Origin of the sequence: Haloactinopolyspora alba (genome assembly GCF_003014555.1) — a bacterium.
In the GTDB taxonomy this organism is placed as follows: Bacteria; Actinomycetota; Actinomycetes; order Jiangellales; family Jiangellaceae; genus Haloactinopolyspora; species Haloactinopolyspora alba.
Window position 1 is genome coordinate 339,096 of record NZ_PYGE01000004.1, and the last position, 20,708, is coordinate 359,803.

The window sequence follows — 20,708 nt, forward strand, 5'->3', positions numbered from 1 at the left end:
GATACGGCGCTCGCGATGACGCACACTCCCCGCTCACATCGCGCCCGACAGTCCGCGCGGCCAGAACCGGCCGACGCGCGGCGAACCTGCGGCCGCACGCCAAGCGTCTGGACGCGCCGTGGACGGGAGCGATCCAGCTGCCGTGGCCGCCGGGCTCATCGACAGGCCCCGCGACACCCTCGGCCGGCCCGGCCTGACGGTCGAGGAGGGCACCGAGATCGCGAAGTCGATCCTCGCCGTCGCGCCGGAGCGCGTGAAGCGCCCGACCGCGTACGTGCTCGCCTCGGTACAACGGGAACCACACCGTTGGCGCCCCACGCCCGCCGCGGGTGACCGCTGCGGGATACACCCGCACCATCAGGCCGCTCGCTGTCCTGACTGCCGCTCCGCACCCTCGGCCTCGCCGGAGACGATCCGCCGCGCCCGCGCGGCCTTGCGTCGACCGGAACCCGCGTAGGGCGCGTGTCCCAGGTCGTGCGGCCGGATCTGCGGCGCGCGGGCGGTTCAGTGGCGCGTTGTCGCGTAGAGGAGCATGTCGCGTCGGGTGCCGCCGATCTCCTGGTGGCTGCGCAGGAGGCCTTCTCGCTGGTATCCGGAGGCTTGGGCGACGTGGATGGAGCCGTGGTTCCACGGTTCGATGTACAACTCGATGCGGTGCAGGTCGGGGATGGTCCACGCGAACGTGGTCAACGCTTTCAACGCGTTGCTCGCGATACCGCGTCCGCGGTGCGCGGGGGCGACCGAATAGCCGGCTGTCGCGCGACCTGCTGACAGGTTCGGCAGCCACAGCCCGATCGCACCGACGGCGTCGTCGGACTCGACGTCTGCGATGGCGAAGGAGAACCCGAATCCTTCGGTCAGCCGGCCACGTTGTCGCTGGATCCACTCCAGGGCCTGCTGCTCGGTCGGGGCTGCGGGCAGACTCCCGATGAGCGGAACATACGGGTCCTGGCCCAACTCGACCGCGAGGTGCGCGTCGTCGTCGACGAACCCGCGCAGCATCACCGAACCGTGGGCTGGTGCTCTGGCCGGCCAGGCGGGCAGTTGCTGTGTCACCTGCCCATTGTCGCCCAGCTGCTCATCAACACCCGGTGCGCGTCGACCAACACGCAGCGTCATCCCGCGCGACGAACACCCCAGCCGATCGGAAGGCTCCGGTACCGGCAGCTCTTCGGCCGCTCCAGCGCGTCACTTCCGCCAGAACAGGTGGTGCACCACCCCGCTCGGGCTGGGGACCACGTCGAGGTGGAAGCGGTCGGTCAGCTCGTCCGGGGACTCCCACAGGCGGGCACCGGAGCCGAGCGTGATCGATGGGTTCACCACCACGTGCAAGGTGTCCACCAGGTCCGCCTCCAGGAAGGCGCGGATGGTCGTGGCGCCGCCACCGACGCGGACGTCCTTGCCCTGGGCCGCCTCCTTCGCCCTCTCCAGGACCTTGGCGGGGTCGTCGTCGACGAAATGGAAGGTTGTGTCCGACAAGGTGAAGGACGGGCGGGTGTGGTGGGTCATGACGAAGACCGGGGTGTGGAAGGGGGGCTCGTCGCCCCACCAGCCCTGCCACTCCTCGTTCTCCCAGGGGCCGCGCTGCGGGCCGAACTTGTTGCGGCCCATGATCTCGGCGCCGACGTTGTGGTCGTAGTCGCGGATGAAGTAGTCGTCCAATCCGCGGCTGCCACCCGGCTCCGTCCGCATCTTCCAGCTGGCCGTGGTGCCGGCCCAGCTCATCAAGCTCATCGGATCGGCGTGGCCGAAGGGCCGCTCCAGGCTCTGCCCCTCGCCCGCACCGAATCCGTCGCTCGAGACGGTGAAGTTCTGGACCCGCAGCAACTGCGTCATGGCGCTACCTGCTCCCGTTCGGTGCTCTCTGAGCATCGCTGTCGAAAGGGTAGACCCGCGGGCCCGGGAAGAGCCATCGCGGCCGTGCCTGCGGCCCGCTCGGCGGACTCCAGGTCGGCAACGGCGGTGCCAGCGTTGGAGTTGGGGGAGGTCGTGGCCTCGACAGCGGCCGCCTTACTCGTCGCGTCCACGCACTGTCCGGCGGGGAACTGCAGCGGGCGGCCTTGCCCCGGGCGCCGCTGCCCAAAGCCGCGGCTGCTGAGGAGGCGGTGGTCCACCGGCTGGCTCACCGTGTCGTGGAGATCGGCTCCGAGCCGTGGCTCGGCTAGCCGGATGAGGTGAGGGCGTGCCGCCCCAGCTGGCGAATGATGTGCCTCTCGCTCACACCCTTCCGAAGTTGGCAGTGGATATCGTTATCACTAGGATACTGCCTTGTGTCGACACGTTCCGCTGCGTCCGCTGCCCCCGTCGAGTCGCGGGTGTCCACGGCCGCGCGTACCCGCCGGCGCCGGGTGACTCTCTCGTGGACGATCTGTGTGCTCTTGACGATCGCGATCGGTGCGCTGATCGTCCTGTCCGGTGCGGTGGGGCCGGTGCAGGTGAGCCTGCGTGAGGCTGCTCAGATCGTCGTCGGCCACCTGGTGCCTGGGGTGCCGTGGATGGCGGACGGGTCGTTGACGCAGCTGCAGGATCAGGCGGTGTGGCAGTTCCGGCTTCCCCGTGCCCTGCTGGCTGGTCTGGCCGGAGCCGGTCTGGCGTTGGCGGGAGCGCTGATGCAGGTGACGGTGCGCAATCCGCTCGCTGAGCCGTACATCCTGGGTGTGTCCTCGGGCGCGAGCGTGGGGGCGGTGCTCGTCATCGTCATGGGCTCGGCGGCGTTGGGCGGGCTCTCGCTGAACGTCGCCGCGTTCGCCGGGGCGCTGGCGGCGTGCGTCGCGGTCGCGATGCTGGCGCGTAAGGACGGCACCCTGTCGCCGACGCGCATGATCCTGGCCGGCGTCGCGCTGGGGACACTGTTGAGCGCGGTGACGAGCTATCTGACGATCTCGACGGACGCGCAGAACGTGGTCAGCGTGCTGTTCTTCCTGCTCGGAAGCGTCTCGTCCGCGACGATGAGCAGCCTCGTCGGCCCGGCCGTCGCACTGATCGTCTCCTGTCTGGTCGCTGCGCTGCTGGCGCGGTCGCTGAACGCGCTGATGACCGGTGACGAATCCGCGATCTCACTCGGCGTGAACGCGACCCGGCTGCGCGGCCTGCTGCTCGTGGTCGCGTCGCTTCTGACCGGCACGGTGGTGTCGGTTGCTGGGGGGATCGGGTTCGTGGGTCTCGTCGTGCCGCACATCGCCCGGATCATGGTGGGCGCGGATCACCGGCGGATGCTGCCGGTAACGGTGCTGGGCGGGGCGGTGTTCCTGATGACGGCGGATCTGCTGGCGCGCACCGTCGCGGCTCCGACGGAAATCCCGCTGGGCATCCTCACCGCGTTCGTAGGTGCTCCGTTCTTCCTGTGGCTGATGCGCCAGGGCGGGGCCGAGAAGGCGGGGTTCGGACGGTGAGAGTCGAGTTCGAGAACATCACCGTGACTCTCGGGGGTCGAGATGTCGTCAGTGACGCGTCGGTGACTGCCGATACGGGACAGGTGGTCGGCCTCGTCGGACCGAACGGGTCCGGCAAGTCCACGCTGCTGCGCACCCTCTACCGCGCGGTCACGCCCCGGCAGGGCGCGGTGCGCGTGAACGGGCAGGACGTGCGCTCGCTGACCGGGAGGCAGACGGCCCGGACGGTGGCGGTCATGCTGCAGGACGCACCCACGGACTTCGATCTCAGCGTCGAGGAGACGGTGATGCTCGGCCGCGCCCCGCACCATCCGACGTTCGGCCGCGACACCCCCGAAGACCTGCGCGTCGTGGACGAGGCGATGGCGCATACGGAGATCACGGAGCTGGCCGACCGCATGGTCGCGACCCTTTCCGGCGGCCAGCGGCAGCGGCTGATGCTCGCCCGGGCGTTGGCGCAGCAGACGCCGGTGCTGGTCCTGGACGAGCCGAGCAACCATCTCGACATCAGCCATCAGCACGAGCTGATGAGCACCGTGCGCGGTCTGGACGGCACCGTCATCGCCGCCCTGCACGACCTGAATCTCGCGTCGCAGTACTGCGACAGCGTGGTCGTGCTGGCTGCCAGCCGCGTCGTCGCCGCCGGTCCGCCGGCCGAGGTGTTCACCCCGCACTTGATCCGCACCACCTTCGGTGTCGACGTCCGCATCCTCGGCGACACCACCGAGCCCGTGTTCGCGTTCCGTCGCCTGGAGCAGCCCGGCTGACGCACTGACCGCACATTCGCCTGACCGAGACAGAAAGTAGGGCTCCCGTGAGCGTTCCCACTCGACCGAGTTTCCGCGCCCGCACCGTCGCGACGCTGTCCGCCACGGCACTGCTGGTGACCGGTTGCGGCTCCGGCGTCACCAGCGACGTGGAGCAGACCGATACCGGGGAGGCGGTGACGATCGAGAACTGCGGCCGCGACGTGACAGTCGACGGCACCCCCGATGCGGCGGTGGGGATGCATCCGGCTCAGACCGAGCTGATGCTGCGTCTGGGACTCGCAGACCGCCTTGCTGGACAGGCACAGGCCACGGTGCAGGCGCTCCCCGACGACGTCGCGGCGTTGGCGGAGGACGTGCCGGTGATCGGTGAGGCGATGCCGCCGAGCCGCGAGGACCTGCTGGCGGTTGAGCCGGATTTCGTCTACTCGCCGACCACCTACGAGTTCTCCGCCGACCAGGGCTTCGCCAGCATCGAGCAACTGGGCGATGCCGGTGCCGCCGTGTACGTCGCCTCCGGCGGGTGTGAGGACCGCCGCATGACCGGTGAGGTCACCGACATCTTCACCGACCTCGAGAATCTCGGTGAGATCTTCGGGGTGCAGGAGGAGGCTTCCGACCTGATCGCCGAGAACCAGGCCGTGTTGGACGAGGTCGCGGACGCCACCGCTGATGTCGAGCCGCTCCGCGTCGCCCAGGTCTACTACGAGGGCGGCACCCTCCAGGCGATCGGAGCGGGCATCGAGTACGACATCCTCCGTCTGGCGGGAGCGGACAACGTGTACACGCCTGATCAGGAGGCGTTCTCGGGATTCTTCGCCGCCACGATCACTCCGGAGTCGCTCGCTGCGGAGGCGCCCGACGCGATCGTGTTCGCGGCGTTCGACGACGACCATGAGGCTTCGACTCGTGAGTACCTGACCAGCACGTTCCCCGATATGCCGGCGGTTCGGCAGGATCGGCTCATCACGGTCTCCACGTCGGACATGTTTCCCGGCACTTTGGGCAACATCTCCGCGGTACGGCACATCGCCGAGCGCCTCTACCCCGACGCGTTCTAGCTCGTGATCCATCGCCGTCTTCTCGAGCTGGCGGGCGCGGTACCGGGCGCGATCATCGCTCTTGCCGCCTGCGGGACCGTGATCAGCGCGCTGCATGTCGGGTTCGCGTTCACGCTCGCGGTGGTGATCTCCGCGCTCATCCGCGGCGAGGGTGACGTTGTGCCCGCGTTCCTGCTGCTCGCCATCCTTACCGTGGCGCGAGGGGCTGCGATATGGGGGCGCGAACTGCTCGCGGCACGAATCGGTGCGAGCGTGCGGATCAGGCTGCGAGCCCGGCTCCTCGACCGGCTCGCCGCCGTGCCCGCCGCCGAACGAGATTCCGGTGCGACCGCGACCACGGTGATCGACGGCGTCGAGGGGCTGGACCCGTACTACACGCGTTATCTGCCTCAGTTGCTGGTCGTGCTCGTGATGCCCGCGCTCATCGTGGCCTTGGTCTGGGCTCAGGCTCCCGCAGCCGGGGTGGCGCTCGCGGTGACGGTCGCGGTCGCCGTCTGCGCTCCCCGTGTCTGGGATGCCCGGCTACTGCGGAACGGGCGTGCCCGGTGGGAGCGGTTCACCCGCTTGTCCTCGGACTATGTCGAGGCGCTGCAGCAGATCCCGCTGTTGAGAGCGTTCGGGGCAGCCGATCGCACCGCTGTGCGCTTCGTCGCACAGGCTCACGAGCTCAGGAGCTCGACCATGAGGCAACTCCGCCTGTCATTGGTCGAGACCGGACTGAGCGCTTTGGCGATGCACCTGGGGACCGTGCTCGCTGCGCTGGCGGTCCTCGCCGCGGTGACCACAGGCAGCGCGGACACCACCTCGGCGGTGGTCGTGCTGATGCTGGCGGGGGAGTGTTTCCGCCCGGTGCAGGATCTCGGCACCAACTGGCACGCCGGGTACCTCGGCCTGACCGCCGTCGACGGACTCGACCACCTGCTTTCCACGCCTCGCGTCAGCGCCGGCAACCACGACCGACCGGCGAGCCACGGAACGGTCGAGGTCACCGAGGTCTCCTATCGATATCCTGGCGCACGGACCGGCGTGACCGACCTGTCGCTGCGCATCGATGCCGGTGAGACTGTCGCGGTGATCGGGCCGTCGGGATCGGGCAAGAGCACCCTGGCGCGGCTGCTGGAACGCGACATCGACCCTGACCAGGGAAACATCCGTGTCGGCGGAACCGACTTGCGGGACTACGTCCCCGAGGCCCGGTGCCGCAGCATCGTCGTCGTGCCGCAGGATCCGGTGCTGTTCGCCTGGACGGTGCGCGACAATCTCCGCCTCTATCGGCCCGACGCCACTGGAATCGACATCGAGCGCGCCGCTCGCGCCGTGCTCGTCCACGACGTCGTCGAGGCTCTTCCCGACGGGTACGACACGGTGCTGGCCGAGAACGGCGAGCAGCTGTCCGGCGGCCAGCGGCAGCGGCTGGCGATCGCCCGCGCGCTGCTTTCTCCGGCGCCCGTGCTCGTTCTCGACGAGGTCACGTCCGCACTCGACACCGACACCGAACGCGGCGTCGTGGACGGTCTCGCCACGCACACGAGCGGCCGCACCGTGGCCATCATCGCTCACCGCGAGACCGCCTGCAGCCACGCCAGCCGATGGATCGCGCTCCGAGAGGGCCGGATCGCCGAGACCGGTGACGGTGCCCCGGCAGGACACGTCGTCACCATGCCGGAGAGCCTATGAGAACCGTCCTGAGGCTGCTGCCGATCATCGCCACCCGGCGTGGCCTGTTCATCGAGACCGTGCTGTGGAGCGCGGTCACCCAGACCGCCGTGCTCGGCATCGCGCTCGGTCTGGCATGGACCGTCGGGCACGTCGTCGCCGGCGAGACCATCTCGCTCCCCGGCGCCGGAGTCGTGCTCTGCGGAATCGCGGTCCTTGCGGCAGTCGCGGCCTGGCGTGAATCCTGGGTATCGCACGACCTGGCCTATCGGCTCATCGCCACCCTCCGCGGAGAGGTCTTCGATGCGTTGCGCCGTGCCCTGCCATCCCGTACCAGGCACCGCCGCACCGGCGACCTGACCACGACCGTCGTCGCCGACATCGAGACCCTCGAGTGGCTTTACGCGCACACGGCCGCGCAAGCTCTCAGCTCCCTGCTCGTCCTGACCATCAGCACGATCGTCTCCATCACGATCGCCCCGCTCCTCATACTCGTCTGGGTTCCGCTGCTCATTGTCGGCGTCGCCGTGCCCCTTGCCACGGCACGGCGAGCCCGGCACGACGGTGAACGGCTCACCAGGGGCGCGGCGGCGCTGCGATCCGAGCTCCTGGACACGATCCGGGGCATGCGGGAGCTCGCCGGCTCCGGCATGCTCGATGCGCAACTGGAGCGGCTTTCCCATGCCACCCGGATGCTCGCCCGCACCCAGGCGCGAGAAGCTTCCCGTCTCGGCGCCGAGCGTGGCATCGCCGACGTCGCCCTCGCCCTCGCCGCGCTCGGAGCGATCCTCATCGCCCTCCTGGACCGCGCATCCATCGAAACCGCGCACATTCCGCTTACCGTCACCGTCGCCGTGGCGGGACTCGGCCCCGCCGCGCAGGTCGCCGACATGCTCCGCAACGCCGGAACGCTCCGAGCCGCCACGGACCGGATCACCGATGTCCTCGCCGAGCCGCCGGCGGTGACAGACGCCCCGCACGTCCGGGAGTCGACGCGTGCACGGGAGTCCGGGCTCGTCTTCGACGATGTCGGCTTTGCCTACGACGACGCGAGCACCGTGCTCGACGGCGTCACGATGCACGTCCGGCCCGGTGAGACCGTGGCCCTCGTCGGACCTTCGGGTGTGGGCAAGACGACCGCCGCGCGCCTCGCGCTGCGCATGTGGGACCCCGACACCGGCAGCGTCCGCATCGACGGTGCCGATCTGCGGCACATCGCCGACGTCGAGCTCCGCGGGCTCATCAGCACCGTCCCGCAATCCTCACCACTGTTGAGAGGAACGATTCGCTCGAACATCACCCTCGGTGACCCCGATGCGGACGACACGGCGATCCATGATGCCGCCACCGTCGCCGGGCTGTTCCACCCCGGAACCGGGCTGCCCGACGGCCTCGACACCCTGGTCGCCGAACACGGCGCCGGGCTCTCCGGTGGACAGCGCGCTCGGGTCGCCCTCGCACGCGCATTGCTCGGAAACCCTCGTGTACTCGTCCTGGATGAGCCCACCGCCTCTCTCGACACCGAAGCCGACAGCGCCATCATGGACGTCCTGCGCCGCTCCCCGCACCGCGCGGTCCTCTTGATCGCACACCGCCCCGCGACCATAGCCGCCGCCGACCGGGTCATCCATCTCGACGGGCCTTGACCGGCGAGAAACAGCGACTCAGGTGCGGGGACGATGGTCAGGCGGCGGGTTCCGTCTCGTCCTGCGTGGGTTCGCCGAAGGCGGCCAGTGCGACGGGTTCCCATTCGCGCCAGGTGCGCAGGCGCTCGGCGTAGATCTCTTCGACGTCCTCCAGTGGCTTGCCGAGAAAGTGACGTGGAGCGGAGGGTTCTCGGCATCGGCGATCGCGAGTCGACCGGCCGGGTCAGGCAGGCAGGATTCCGGGGTTCCCGTTCTCGACGACGTAGCCGGCTCGGGTCGAGATCGGCGCACCAGGGCTCGTCACCTGTGACACGACCCGGAAGTCGGCTTGCCATTGCTCGGGACGCACGGTGCACCGGACGTATCCGCGCTGACTGTTGGCGAAATGGAGATGGTCGTTCTCGGCGAGGACGACCTCGTCGAGCGCAGACCGGTCGGTGCCGTCCCCGCCGGACGATATCGAGGTGCCGGCGAACTCGGTGCCGATGGTCCTCGACGCCGGATCGTCGAAATCCTCCTTCAGGTCGGCTGCGTAGTTGATGTGTGCGTCGCCGGTCAGCACGACGAGGTTCTCGACATCGCGCTCGGTCATGCCGCCGAGCAGCCTGTCGCGTGCTGCAACGTATCCGTCCCAGTGGTCCATGCCGAACAACTCGCCGTCGCCGAGTTGAGCATCGCGCTGGAACATCAGGATCTGGTTGGCCAGGACGTTCCACCGCGCGTCGGATGCCTCGACGCTGTCGAACAGCCACGCTTCCTGTTCCGCGCCGAGCATCGAACGCGAGGGATCGAGACGGTCGTCGCAGGGCACCTCGCGGGTCGGCTCCTCGTCGGCTGGACCGCACACCTGGTTGGCCCGGTACTGCCGCGTATCGAGCACGTTCAGCTCGGCGAGCCGGCCGAACGTGAAGCTGCGGTAGGTCCTCATGCCGGTGTTCGACGGACGCGATTCCAGGCCGAGCGGGAGGTTCTCGTAGAACGCCTGGAACGCGGCCGCGCGGCGGCGCAGGAACGCCTCGACGTCGACCTCGCGGCCCGGCTCGACCTGCGGTATCTCGGCGGCGAAGTTGTTCTCGACGTCGTGATCGTCGATCGCCATGATCCACGGGAAGGCGGCGTGAGCCGCCTGCAACTCCGGCTCGGATTTGTACTGGCCGTATCGGATCCGGTAATCGTCCAGCGACTGCACCTCGTGATCGGGCACGTGCGCTCGCAGGCGGTCGCGGGTGGCGATCTCGTAGATGTAGTCGCCGAGGTGGACGACGAAGTCGAGGTCCTCCTCGGCCAGGTGCCGGTAGGCGGTGTACAGCCCGTCCAGGTAGTTCTGACAGGACGCGAACGCGAACGTGACCTTCGACGGGTCCGCGTCGACCGCCGGAGCGGTTCGGGTGCGGCCGACGGGTGAGATCTCGTTGCCGGCGCGGAACCGGTAGAAGTAGTCCCGGCCCGGCTGCAGTCCTTCGAGCGTGACGTGGACCGAATGGGCGAGCTCCGGCACCGCGAACGCGACGTTGCGGGTGATCACGTTCCGGAACCCCTCGTCGGTCGCCACTTCGTACCGCACCGGAACCTTGCGCGCGGGCATGCCTCCAGCAGGTTCCAGCGGCCGCGGCGCGAGCCGGGTCCAAAGCACCACACTGTCGGGGGCGGGCTCGCCCGAAGCCATCCCGAGGCTGAACGGAGTGTCCGGGAAGGCGGGCCTGTCGTTCTCGCGGAACCGGGACGCGCCGTGGCTGAGTGCAACCAGCGACAGTCCGGTCGTGCCGAGAAAGTGGCGACGGCTCAATGTCCGGGCATGCCGGGACAGCGAAATTGCCATGTGAGCTCCTCCGTGCGGCTGGTCTAGTCGTCGGTGGCGGCGTCCATGTCACTCGTCACGCCGAGACATTCGAGCGTCTCGGACAGCTTGTGGGCGTAGGCGGCGCTGCTCCGGTCGCGGTCCTCCCGGTTGATCTCGATGATCCGCACCACCGACGCCGGCCGGTGGCTCATGACCACGATGAAGTCGCCGAGCGAGATGGCCTCCGGCACGTCGTGGGTGACGAACATGACGGTCGGGGCGCTCAGCTTCAGCAATGACTTGAACTCCTGCTGCAGCTTCAGGCGCGTGAACGCGTCCACGGCCGCGAACGGTTCGTCCAGCAACAACAGCCGTGGCTGCAGGGCCAGTGCACGCGCGATGCCGACCCGTTGTGCCATGCCGCCGGAGAGCTGGGTCGGATAGGCGTCCTTGAACTCCGTCAGGCCGACCGTCTCGAGGAACTCGGCAGTGATCCGGGCCGCGTCCCGCTTGTCGTGCCCGCGCGTACGCAGGCCGACGGCGACGTTGCGTTCCACCGTCATCCACGGGAACAGGCCGGGCTGCTGAAACGCCATGCCGACGTCGCGGTTCTGCCCGAGCCGCACGGGGTCGCCGTCCCAGCGCAGCTCGCCCGCGGCCGGGCCGGCCAGCCCCGCGGACAGGTTCAGCAACGTGCTCTTTCCGCACCCGGACGGGCCGACGACGCAGGCCACGGCGCCCGGCGGAATCGTGAACGACACGTCCTGCAGAACGTCCACCCGTCTCGGCCCCGACGCGAAATGGTGGGACACGTTGTCGACGATCAGCTCGCCGCCGCGGCGGGTGGCCGGCGCCGGGTCCGAAACAGCGTTCATTCTCACGGGGTTCCTCTCAGACGTAGCTCAGGTACGACCGCGACAGCCAGCCGATGACCGCACTCACACCGGCGCCCACCAGCCCGATCACGACCATTCCCGCGATCACCACATCGGTCTGCAGAGACGTGGACGCGTTGATGATGAGCACGCCCAGCCCGGCGCTGGCGCCGACGTACTCGGCCGCGACGACGGCGATCCAGGCGATGGCGGCGGCGGCCCGGGCCGAGCTCGCGATGGTGGGCGCGGCCGCACGGAGCTGCACGGCGAAGGCGAGACGCCACCGGCTCATCCCGAGCATCCTGCCGACCTTGGTGAGCGTGGGATCCACCTGCTGCATCGCCTTGGCGGCCGACACGACCATGACGAAGAACGTCGCGTACGCCACGAGGAGTGTCTTGCCGAGCAGGCTGGTGCCGAACCAGAGGATGACCAGCGGGATCCAGGCGAACGGAACGATGAACCGCAGCGCTTCGACGACGGGGTGCACGGTGGCCCGGAAGACGCTGAACTCCGCCATCAGGACCCCGACCACCACGCCGGCGAACACGCCGATCACGTATCCGGAACCGAACTCGGTCAGGCTGACGACGACGTCGTCCCAGAACTCGCCGGACACCACCAGATCGCCCAGCGCCCGCAGGACCTCCATCGGCCGCGGCATGACGATCGAGTCGAGATCGTTCAGCCAGACGGTCACCTCCCACGTCGCGATCAGCAGGACGACACCGACCAGCGGAAGTCCGATCCTCTGGAGCGGATGACGGCTCCCGGTGCGGGGGCGCGTCGTCTTGCCGAGTGCTTCGGCTTCCTTGCTGGTCATCGCTGCTCCTCGAGTCGCCACGGGAGAAGCCGGCGTTCCACCCAGGTGAAGACCACGGTCATGAGGAACCCCGCGATGGCGAAGCAGAGCATGGTGGCCATCACCGCGGCGATGTCGTAGCTGCGCTGAACGGCCATCAGATGCGCGCCGAGGCCGGCGTCGGCCGCCACGAGCTCGGCGACGATCACCGTTCCCCACCCGGCCATGAGCCCGACCCGGAAACCGATCAGTACCTCTGACAGCGTCCCGGGCAGGATCAGGTTGCGGAACCGCTGCATCGGGGACATGCCGAGCATGGTCGACGTTCTGACGAGCTCGCCCGGTATCCGTGTGCACCCGTCGACCGCGTAGACGATCACCACCAGGAACACCGCCAACCCGACCAGGAAGACCTTGCTCGAGAAACCGAAGCCGAACCAGACGATCGACAGCGGCACCCAGGCGATGCTCGACACGGGCCGGATCGCCTCGATGATCGGCAGGAACATCCGGCCCAGCAGCGTGACCCTGCCGAGGAGCAGCCCTACCAGAGCTGCGAGGATACCGCCGCCGAGCCACCCGGCAACGAAGATCGCCAGGCTCGATCGCAGGTCGGCGACCATGCCGTCGGTGGCGTACGAGGCGAGTTGCTCGCCGACGGCCAGCGGGCTGGCCAGCCGTTGGATGGCGCCGCCGCCACCGGCCAACATCTGCGCGAGGATCGCCCAGATGCCCAACGCAGCAGCCACGCCGGCGGCTCCGTAGAGCCACCATCGCGGTTGGCCGCGCTGCCGTTCCGCCCGCTCGGGCGCTGCCGGCACCGTTTCCGGGGCCACGGTCGTCACTGCTCGCTCTCGACGGACTCGGCGAGCTCGGTGTTGAAGAATCCCGACGCGAATCCCGGAAGGTCGTCCACGCCCTCGGGAGCGAAGCCCAGCTCGTCGGCCAACGCGATGGCCTTCTCCAGGGCGCCGGTGTCGGGAACGTACGAGTCCGGGAACTCGATCATCCCGGATTCGAACGAGTACCGCACCGCTTCCTCCGACGCGTCGGCGAACTCGGCCATGACGGGGTACGCCTCGCCGGGTGCGTTCTTGATGTGGTCGGTAGCGCGGAACTGCGACCGCAGCACGTCCTTGGCGGCTTCCTCGTTCTCCGACATCCACTCGGTGCTCGCGATGAAGCCGTCGCCGGGCGCCGGTCCGCCGATCGCGTCGTTGGCGTCGAAGATCACTTCGCCGATGCCCTTGAGCACCATGTCGGCGGTGTACGGCACGTACCCGGCAGCCACCTCGACGTCGCCGGAGTCCAGGGCGCCCACCATTCCGGAGCCCGTGCCCGCGATGAAGTACTCGTTGGTGTTCGGGTCGACGCCGGCCTGACTGAGGCCGATCTCGAAGTAGATGGTCGAGGCCGTCGACTCGCCGCTGGCGACGACGTCGCGGTTGGTGATCTGGTCGATGCTGGTGATGCCGCTGTCTTTCCGCACGACGGTGACGTTCTCGTTGACGAACGACTGGCCGATGAACTGCGCCTGTTCCGGCGACTGGGAGAAGATGATCGTCGCCGAGAAGCTGTTTCCGTAGACGAGGTCGAGGCGGCCGGCGGCGAGCGCGCTGGCGGCGCCGGGCAGGCCCTGTTCGACGGCGACCCAGTTGACGTCGTACTTGTCGTTCAGCTCCGAGTCCTCCTGCATGAACGGGACCGGAGAGATGACGGGGAAGTAGCCGATGTCGATGGTCGGCTTTCCCGCTGACTCCGAGGAGTCGCTTCCACACCCGGCCACGAGGCTCATGATGAGCGCCAGCCCCGTGGTTGCCGCCAAGTATCTCTTGCTCATCTCGCTCCTTTGTCGAAGCTGTCGGCGCGGCACCGGGGTTTCGACGACGAAGTTCGTGCGGAACACGGAGCGCCGCTTCCTTGGGACGGCAAGCACATGCAACGTGAGTGGAGTTTGAAAGCACGCTAGTCATGTGATGTCACCCACCAGACGTTAACGTCAGGTCGGGAGGACCGCAAGACCCAACGGGCCCTCGACCTGCCGATCCTCGGCGGCCACGGCATCGTTTGAGCAGGTGGTGATCGTACTTGCCCCCGGGAGAGCAGGGCGTTACGCTCTGGATTCGACGTAACATCAGGTGAGTTTGTTTTAACAGTGCTTCCCACTCCGGATCGGCCGGAACCGAGCCCAGCCTGGGTGGACGACACGTGCGGAGGGATGCCCGGTGAGTTCTGTTCGGGTCAGCGAAACCTGGGCCAACGACGACTTCGCCGGTGAGATCGGGCGGACGTATCGCGATTCGCGCCCGTCATGGCCGGCACCGCCCCCCACCGGGTCGCTGCCGAACGTGATGTTCGTCGTCCTGGACGACACCGGCTTCGGCAGCCTCGGTTGCTACGGCTCGGAAATCTCGACCCCGGCGATCGACCGGCTCGCTCGCGAGGGCACCCGGTTCTCCAACTTCCACGCCACGGCGCTGTGCTCGCCCACCCGGGCCAGTCTGCTGACGGGACGCAACCACCACAACGTCGGTCTCGGGTACCTGTCCCACGTGGACGACGGCTACCCCGGATATCGCGGCCAGGTCACCCACCGGGCGGCCACGCTGGCCGAGATACTGGTCGACCACGGCTACAACACGATGGCCGTGGGGAAATGGCACCTCGCACCGATGGACCAGACGACCGCGGCCGGGCCTTACCACCAGTGGCCACTCGGCCGCGGATTCGAGCGTTACTACGGCTTCCTGGAAGGTCTGACCGACCACTACTATCCCGAGCTCTTCTCCGACAACCACGCCGTCGAGCCGGCGGCGTCGCCGGAGGACGGGTATCACCTCAACAGCGACCTGGTCGACACGGCGATCGGCTTCGTCCGCGATCAGACGTCGGTGGCGCCGGAGAAGCCGTTCTTCATGTACCTCGCGTTCGGCGCCACCCACACGCCGTTCCAGCCCCCCGCGGAGTACGTCGACCGGTACTCCGGTGTGTACGACGCGGGGTGGGACGAGATCCGCCGTCGACGGTTCGAGCGGCAGGTCGAGCTCGGCGTGGTTCCGCCCGGCACCGAGCTGCCACCACACAACGAAGGCGTCGAGGCCTGGGACGCGTTGTCGCCGGAGGCGCGCCGGCTGTATCCGAAGTTCCAGGAGGTGTTCGCCGGTTTCCTCGAGCACACCGACCGTGAGCTCGGCCGGCTGCTGGATTACCTCGAGTCGATCGGCCGGCTGGACGACACGATGGTCGTGCTCGTGTCCGACAACGGCGCCAGTCAGGAGGGCGGGCCCCACGGCGTCCTCAACACGACGATGTACGAGAACGGCCACCTGCCCGGCCTCGACGAGAACCTGGCGCGCATCACCGAGATCGACGGCTTCACCACGCACGTGAACTACCCGCTGGGCTGGGCGGAGGCCGCGAACACGCCACTCAAGCGGTACAAGCAGAACACCCATGCCGGCGGAATCCGCACACCGATGATCATGCGGTTCCCCGGATCCGTTCCCGAGGGCGAGATCCGCGACCAGTTCCATCACGTGACCGACATCGTGCCCACCGTCCTCGACGTCGCCGGGTTGGACGCACCCACGACGTACCGCGGCGTCGACCAGCTCGCTCTCGACGGGGTGAGCATCCGCGCGACGCTGGAGTCACCGGACGACGCGCCACGCCGGCCGGCTCAGTACTTCGAGACGCTCGGCCACCGGGCGATCTGGAAGGATGGCTGGAAGGCGGTCGCCTACCACGCCATGGGCACGGACTTCGACGACGACGTGTGGGAGCTCTACCACCTCGACACGGACTTCTCCGAGTGTCACGACCTCGCCGGAGCACACCCGGACCTGCTGGCCGAACTCGTCGCGGCCTGGTGGGCCGAGGCCGGCCGGAACGGCGTGCTGCCGCTGGACGACCGCCGGTTCGCGGAACGCTCGGCGCTCAACGTGCGACCGGATTCGCCGCGAAACCGCAGCGTCTTCACGTACCACCGCGGAATGCACCACCTGGGCTCGGCCGCGGCACCGATGGTGGCGGGACGGTCGTTCGAGATCCGGGCCGCGGTCGGCAGGGACGCCCCGTCCGACAACGGCGTCCTGATCGCGCACGGCAGTGTCAACAGCGGATACTGCCTGATGATCGACGACGGGCTTCTCGTCTACGACTTCAACTACTACGGCTCGCACACCGTCGTCCGTTCGGACATCCCGGTCCCGATCGGTGAGGCTGCCGTCGCCATGCGGTTCGACAAGAACAAGGACGACACGTCCGGGCGGGTACGCTTGTTCGTCGACGGCGACGAGGTCGGTTCCGGAAGCCTCTCCGCCACGTTCGAGCATCTGGTCGCATTTCAAGGGCTCGATGTCGGAGCTGACGGGCTGTCCCCTGCCCGTGAAGGCGGCAACGGCCGCTACCCGTTCGCCGGACGCATGGACAGGATTGTCGTGGAAGTGTTCGACGACACCGAACCGGCGTCGTCGGATGTGGGCAGCACGAGCGGAGGTACCCGATAAACATGTCCGCCTCCGCGACGCAACCGGCGGCTACGCCCGATGCCGGTGCGCCGGCGCGTCACACCCAGCAACGCAAACGGCAGGACCGCATCCGTGAGCGGGTCGTCGCCGACGGTTTCGTCCGCATCCCCGAACTGGCCGAAGAGTTCCGGGTCAGCGTCATGACCATCCATCGTGATCTCGAAACACTCGAGCGACAGGGGTGGTTGCGACGGATCCGCGGCGGCGCGACGGCGCAGCCGTCCGCCCTGTACCACGGGGACATCCGGCATCGGACAGCGACGGCGACGACGCAGAAGGCGTCGATCGCGGCCGCGGCCGAACAGTTCGTCGAACCCGGTCAGGCGCTCGTCGTCGACGACAGCACCACGGCACTGCAGCTGGTCGAACGGCTGCCCGCGCTCGGCCCGGTCACCGTGATCACCAACTTCCTGTCCGCGGTCAAGATCCTGGCCGGCGAGCCGGGGATCGACCTGGTCTGCCTCGGGGGTGAGTACTACCCGGCCTACGACTCGTTCTTCGGCATGCAGACCGTGTCGACCATGACCAGCCTGCGCGGCGACACGCTGTTCATGTCGACGACAGCCATCACCGACGGGCGCTGCTACCACCTGTCGCAGGAAACGATCCAGGTCAAGCGTGCACTGATGGCCGGGGTGTCGCGGCGAATCCTGCTCGTCGACCACACGAAGTTCAGCCGCAACGCGGTCCACGAGCTTGGTCGGCTGAGCGAGTTCGACGTCGTCATCGTCGACGCCGAGATCTCGGAGGCCGACCTGGACATGGTGCGGCGCGCCGGACCGCAGGTCGTGGTCGCCGAGACCGGAACGCCGGCCGATGGCTGAGTGCCCGCCCGGCCGCGGCGCCGACCACGCACATCCGGGGGTGCAGCGGTGACCGACATCGTGCTGGTCCGTCACGGCGAGACCGAATGGCATGCCGAGAACAGGTACTCGGGTAACACCGACGTGCAGCTCACGCCGCGCGGTACGGCCCAGGCACGCGAGCTGGCCAGATGGGCCCGCGCGGCCGGGCTGGACGCCATCTGGTCATCGGACCTGTCCCGTTCCCGCCACACCGCGCAGCCGGCCGCCGACGCCACTGGACTGGACCTCGTCGTGGATCGGCGGCTCCGGGAACTCGACTTCGGGCGCGCCGAGGGCCAGACCCGATCCGAGCTGCAGCAACTGGTGCCCGGCGTCGTGGAGGCGTTCGTCGCCGATCCCGTCGCGCATCACATGCCCGGCGGCGAGCACCCGGAGTCGGCGGCCGAACGCGGCCTCGAATGCCTGCGTGAGATCGCAGCAGCGCACCCGACGGGCCGGGTGCTCGTCGTCGGGCACACCACCCTCATCCGGCTCATGGTCTGCGCACTCTTGCAGCTTCCCCTGCGCGAGTATCGCCGTCTCATGCCGTTCGTCCACAACGGTTTCCTGAACGAGATCAGGCTCCGCGACGGACGAGCGTCGCTGCTGTCCTGGAACGCCCCACCCGGTCGACCGGAGGCGGACGTCTCGTGACGCGTTCTCCGCTCGCTGAGCGGCTCGGCCTTGTTGCCTGTGAGTCGCGGATGGAGCGGGCCGGACTGCACGTATCCGCGACTCACAGGCAACAAGCGTCGCCGACCGCCCGCTCGGTTCACGGCGCGCCGAACCACGTGGGCAGGTGGCTGAGCAGATCCTGCTGATCGTCGCCGACCCACGCGACGTGTCCGTCCGGTCGTAGCAGCACTGCGGGCACGTCCAACTCCTCGCTGCTGTCCACGACGTGATCGACCCGGTCAGCCCACCCCGCGACCGCCAGCCGGCCGGTCTGATCCAGCAGCAGTCCGCGGCCGCCGCGCATCAGCTCGTAGAGGCGCCCTCGTGTCAGCTGCACGTCCCGTAACCGCCGGCCGAGCAGCTCGTGGCCCTCGCCGAAGTCGTAGCAGACCCCGATCGCGGTGGTCTTCTCGATCAGGTACCGGCTCACGGCCTCGAAGTCCATCAGCTCGGCGATCAGCCGGCGCACCGCCTGCGGGCCCGGTTCGGGGGACGTCAGGACAGCCTGCGCGCGGGTGTGGTCCAGGACGTCGGCGGCGACCGGGTGCCGTTCGGCGTGGTAGCTGTCCAGCAATCCCTCCGGCGCCCAGCCGTTGACCTCGGCGGCCAGTTTCCAGCCGAGGTTGAACGCGTCCTGGATGCCCAGGTTGAGCCCCTGGCCGCCCAGTGGCGGGTGGACGTGCACCGCGTCGCCGGCCAGCAGCACCCGGCCGACCCGGTAGCGCTCGGCGAGCCGGGTCGCGTCGCTGAAACGGGACATCCAGCGCGGTGAGTGCACGCCGAAGTCGGTGCCGGCGAACGCCCCCAGCCGCTGTTTCATCTCCTCGAGGGTGGGCGGGATCGAGCGGTCCTCCGCCACGCTCTCGGCGGGCACGACGACGCGGTACACGCCGTCTCCGACGGGCCCGGCGCCGAACCCACGATGGGTCTTGCGGACCTCGGTCACCACGGCGTCCAGCTCCTCCGGCGGCACGTCCACCGCCATCTCGCCCAGCAGCCACTCGGCGCTGGCGGGTTCGCCCGGGAAGCCGACACCGAGCAGCTTGCGCACCGTGCTGCGGCCGCCGTCGCATCCGACGAGGTAGCGCGAGCGCAGCCGCGTGCCGTCGGCCAGTTCGGCGGTCACCCCGTGCTCGTCCTGGCTCAGCCCGACGAGTTCGCGGCCGCGCCGGATCTCGGTACCGAGCCCGGCGGCGTGCTCCGTCAGCAGGCGATCGGTGGTGGGCTGCGGGATGCCGAGGATGTACGGATGCGCGGTGTCCAGCCGCTCCGGCCCCGGCGCGTGGATGCCGGCGAAGTAACCTGAGTGCGGGTACTGCTGCCCGTGTGCGAGGAACCGCTCCAGCAGACCACGCTGATCCATCACCTCGATGCTGCGCACGTGCAGTCCGAGCGAGCGGACGACGTCGGTCGGCTCCGCGTCCTTCTCCAGCACGAGCACGTTCACTCCGTGCAGCCGCAACTCGCCGGCCAGCATCGTCCCGGTCGGTCCACCGCCGGTAACGATCACGTCGAACATCTGGAGCCCCCGTCTTCTGTCACTTGATCGCGTCTCACCGTGCGGCTACCGGACGATCAGGTGACCAACAGGCCGGGTACGGGGCCGATGTGTCACCTGATCGTCCGCGGTTCGGCCGACTCGACCGACAAAGTCTGCGGCGCGACCAGGGTCTTGCCACAAGCCCTCGGGTGCGCGATACGTTGAAAACGGCAGGGTTGACGAGCCGGCCGTCGCCGTCACGACGTCGTGCGACGCCCCGCGCCGGCGGCGGAGTCCGCGTCTCGCCCCACGACGATCACCGTGTCTTGGCCGCCGGCCTCGGGCCGCCCACGTCGAGCGGTAACGTCGTCGCCGTGCGGCCGCTCACGATAACCTCGCGCAACGCGCGCTTCCAGCAGTGGCAGGCGCTGCTCGGAAACCGTACGAAACGGCAGCGTGCCCGCGAGTTCCTGGTCCAGGGTGTCCGGCCGATCACACTGGCGATCGAGCACGGCTGGATGGTCCGCGCCCTGATACGTCCAACCACCGGAACCCGGTCGCAATGGGCGAAGCAGCTGCTGGCCGAGACCGACGCCGAGCCGGTCGCGATGGCGCCGGAGCTCATGCGTGAGCTGGGCGAGAAGCAGGACGACACGCCGGAGCTGCTGGCCGTCGTCGAGATGCCACCCGACCGGCTCGATCGCATACCCGCGGAGCCGAGCCTGCTCGTCGTCGTCTTCGACCGTCCCACCACCCCGGGTAACGTCGGAACGCTCATCCGCTCCGCCGACGCGTTCGGCGCACACGGCGTCGTGGTCACCGGTCATGCAGCCGACATCTACGATCCGAAGTCCGTGCGGGCCAGCACCGGATCACTGTTCGCACTGCCAACGGTGCGAGCAGTGCGGCCCGACGACGTTCTGAGCCGGCTGGATGCGGGCGTGGCGCAGGTGGTGGGTACCGACGAGACCGGAACGGTCGACGTCGACGCTCACGACCTCACCGGGCCGACCGTGCTGGTGATCGGCAACGAGACAGCGGGCATGAGCAGTGCTTGGCGCGACGCGTGCGACACGACCGTCACGATTCCCATCGGCGGGTCGGCGAGCTCGCTGAACGCTGCGGCCGCCGGTACGGCCGTGCTGTACGAGGCCGCCCGCCAGCGGCGGTCGCTCGACAGCTCACATGGCTGAGACAGCG

General features: G+C 68.8%; 17 protein-coding genes. 9 read left to right on the top strand and 8 right to left on the bottom strand.

Going from position 1 to position 20,708, the window contains the following annotated elements; all coding sequences use genetic code 11:
* Nucleotides 1-504 precede the first annotated feature (504 nt).
* Nucleotides 505-1,002, bottom strand: a complete 498-nt coding sequence (locus CLV30_RS08200) for a GNAT family N-acetyltransferase (RefSeq protein WP_420841962.1) — start codon at nt 1,000-1,002, stop codon at nt 505-507.
* A gap of 186 nt (nt 1,003-1,188) precedes the next feature.
* Complete coding sequence (locus CLV30_RS08205; RefSeq protein ID WP_106536688.1) at nt 1,189-1,836, bottom strand: dihydrofolate reductase family protein; 648 nt, start codon at nt 1,834-1,836, stop codon at nt 1,189-1,191.
* A 479-nt stretch (nt 1,837-2,315) separates the two neighbouring features.
* Here CLV30_RS08205 and CLV30_RS08210 point away from each other — a divergent pair, with 479 nt between their 5' ends.
* The 5 genes from CLV30_RS08210 to CLV30_RS08230 are packed head-to-tail and all read left to right on the top strand — an operon-like array spanning nt 2,316 to nt 8,522.
* Nucleotides 2,316-3,392: a FecCD family ABC transporter permease gene (locus tag CLV30_RS08210; RefSeq protein WP_476729786.1), complete on the top strand. Its 1,077-nt coding sequence runs from the start codon at nt 2,316-2,318 to the stop codon at nt 3,390-3,392.
* Nucleotides 3,389-4,159, top strand: a complete 771-nt coding sequence (locus tag CLV30_RS08215; RefSeq protein ID WP_106536689.1) for an ABC transporter ATP-binding protein — start codon at nt 3,389-3,391, stop codon at nt 4,157-4,159. Before CLV30_RS08210 ends, CLV30_RS08215 begins: the two co-directional genes overlap by 4 nt.
* A gap of 47 nt (nt 4,160-4,206) precedes the next feature.
* Entirely contained in the window at nt 4,207-5,220 is a 1,014-nt protein-coding gene (locus tag CLV30_RS08220; protein WP_106536690.1) for an ABC transporter substrate-binding protein, read from the top strand.
* A 3-nt stretch (nt 5,221-5,223) separates the two neighbouring features.
* A complete protein-coding gene (locus tag CLV30_RS08225) occupies nt 5,224-6,897 on the top strand; it encodes an ABC transporter ATP-binding protein/permease (RefSeq protein ID WP_106536691.1) in 1,674 nt (557 codons plus the stop codon).
* Nucleotides 6,894-8,522: an ABC transporter ATP-binding protein gene (locus CLV30_RS08230; protein ID WP_106536692.1), complete on the top strand. Its 1,629-nt coding sequence runs from the start codon at nt 6,894-6,896 to the stop codon at nt 8,520-8,522. The genes CLV30_RS08225 and CLV30_RS08230 overlap by 4 nt, the downstream gene beginning before the upstream one ends.
* Nucleotides 8,523-8,745: 223 nt before the next feature.
* Here the strand turns inward: CLV30_RS08230 and CLV30_RS08235 are convergent, their stop codons facing one another.
* The 5 genes from CLV30_RS08235 to CLV30_RS08255 form a co-directional block, all read right to left on the bottom strand.
* Complete coding sequence (locus CLV30_RS08235; protein WP_106536693.1) at nt 8,746-10,341, bottom strand: alkaline phosphatase D family protein; 1,596 nt, start codon at nt 10,339-10,341, stop codon at nt 8,746-8,748.
* A gap of 23 nt (nt 10,342-10,364) precedes the next feature.
* Nucleotides 10,365-11,177 carry an ABC transporter ATP-binding protein gene (locus tag CLV30_RS08240; protein WP_106536694.1) on the bottom strand — a complete coding sequence of 271 codons (813 nt, stop codon included), beginning with the start codon at nt 11,175-11,177 and terminating at the stop codon, nt 10,365-10,367.
* 16 nt (nt 11,178-11,193) lie between these two features.
* Complete coding sequence (locus CLV30_RS08245) at nt 11,194-12,000, bottom strand: ABC transporter permease (protein WP_106536695.1); 807 nt, start codon at nt 11,998-12,000, stop codon at nt 11,194-11,196.
* Nucleotides 11,997-12,728 (bottom strand): ABC transporter permease, encoded by a 732-nt coding sequence (locus CLV30_RS08250; RefSeq protein WP_129710856.1) that lies wholly within the window; start codon nt 12,726-12,728, stop codon nt 11,997-11,999. The genes CLV30_RS08245 and CLV30_RS08250 overlap by 4 nt, the downstream gene beginning before the upstream one ends.
* A 92-nt stretch (nt 12,729-12,820) precedes the next feature.
* On the bottom strand, nt 12,821-13,819 hold the full coding sequence (locus tag CLV30_RS08255; protein WP_106536697.1) for an ABC transporter substrate-binding protein: 999 nt from the start codon (nt 13,817-13,819) through the stop codon (nt 12,821-12,823).
* A gap of 385 nt (nt 13,820-14,204) precedes the next feature.
* Between CLV30_RS08255 and CLV30_RS08260 the strand changes: the two genes are divergently transcribed.
* Genes CLV30_RS08260 through CLV30_RS08270 form a run of 3 tightly spaced genes read left to right on the top strand, consistent with a single transcriptional unit; the run spans nt 14,205 to nt 18,007 of the window.
* Entirely contained in the window at nt 14,205-16,487 is a 2,283-nt protein-coding gene (locus CLV30_RS08260; RefSeq protein WP_205740492.1) for an arylsulfatase, read from the top strand.
* Nucleotides 16,488-16,489: 2 nt separating this feature from the next.
* Nucleotides 16,490-17,332 (top strand): DeoR/GlpR family DNA-binding transcription regulator, encoded by an 843-nt coding sequence (locus tag CLV30_RS08265; RefSeq protein ID WP_106536698.1) that lies wholly within the window; start codon nt 16,490-16,492, stop codon nt 17,330-17,332.
* Between the two features lie 48 nt (nt 17,333-17,380).
* Entirely contained in the window at nt 17,381-18,007 is a 627-nt protein-coding gene (locus CLV30_RS08270; RefSeq protein WP_106536699.1) for a histidine phosphatase family protein, read from the top strand.
* A 118-nt stretch (nt 18,008-18,125) separates the two neighbouring features.
* On the opposite strand, the gene rox is transcribed toward CLV30_RS08270, so the two are convergent.
* Nucleotides 18,126-19,547 carry a rifampin monooxygenase gene (gene rox, locus CLV30_RS08275; RefSeq protein WP_106536700.1) on the bottom strand — a complete coding sequence of 474 codons (1,422 nt, stop codon included), beginning with the start codon at nt 19,545-19,547 and terminating at the stop codon, nt 18,126-18,128.
* Nucleotides 19,548-19,882: 335 nt separating this feature from the next.
* Here rox and CLV30_RS08280 point away from each other — a divergent pair, with 335 nt between their 5' ends.
* Complete coding sequence (locus CLV30_RS08280; protein ID WP_205740491.1) at nt 19,883-20,701, top strand: TrmH family RNA methyltransferase; 819 nt, start codon at nt 19,883-19,885, stop codon at nt 20,699-20,701.
* The last annotated feature ends 7 nt before the right edge of the window (nt 20,702-20,708 follow it).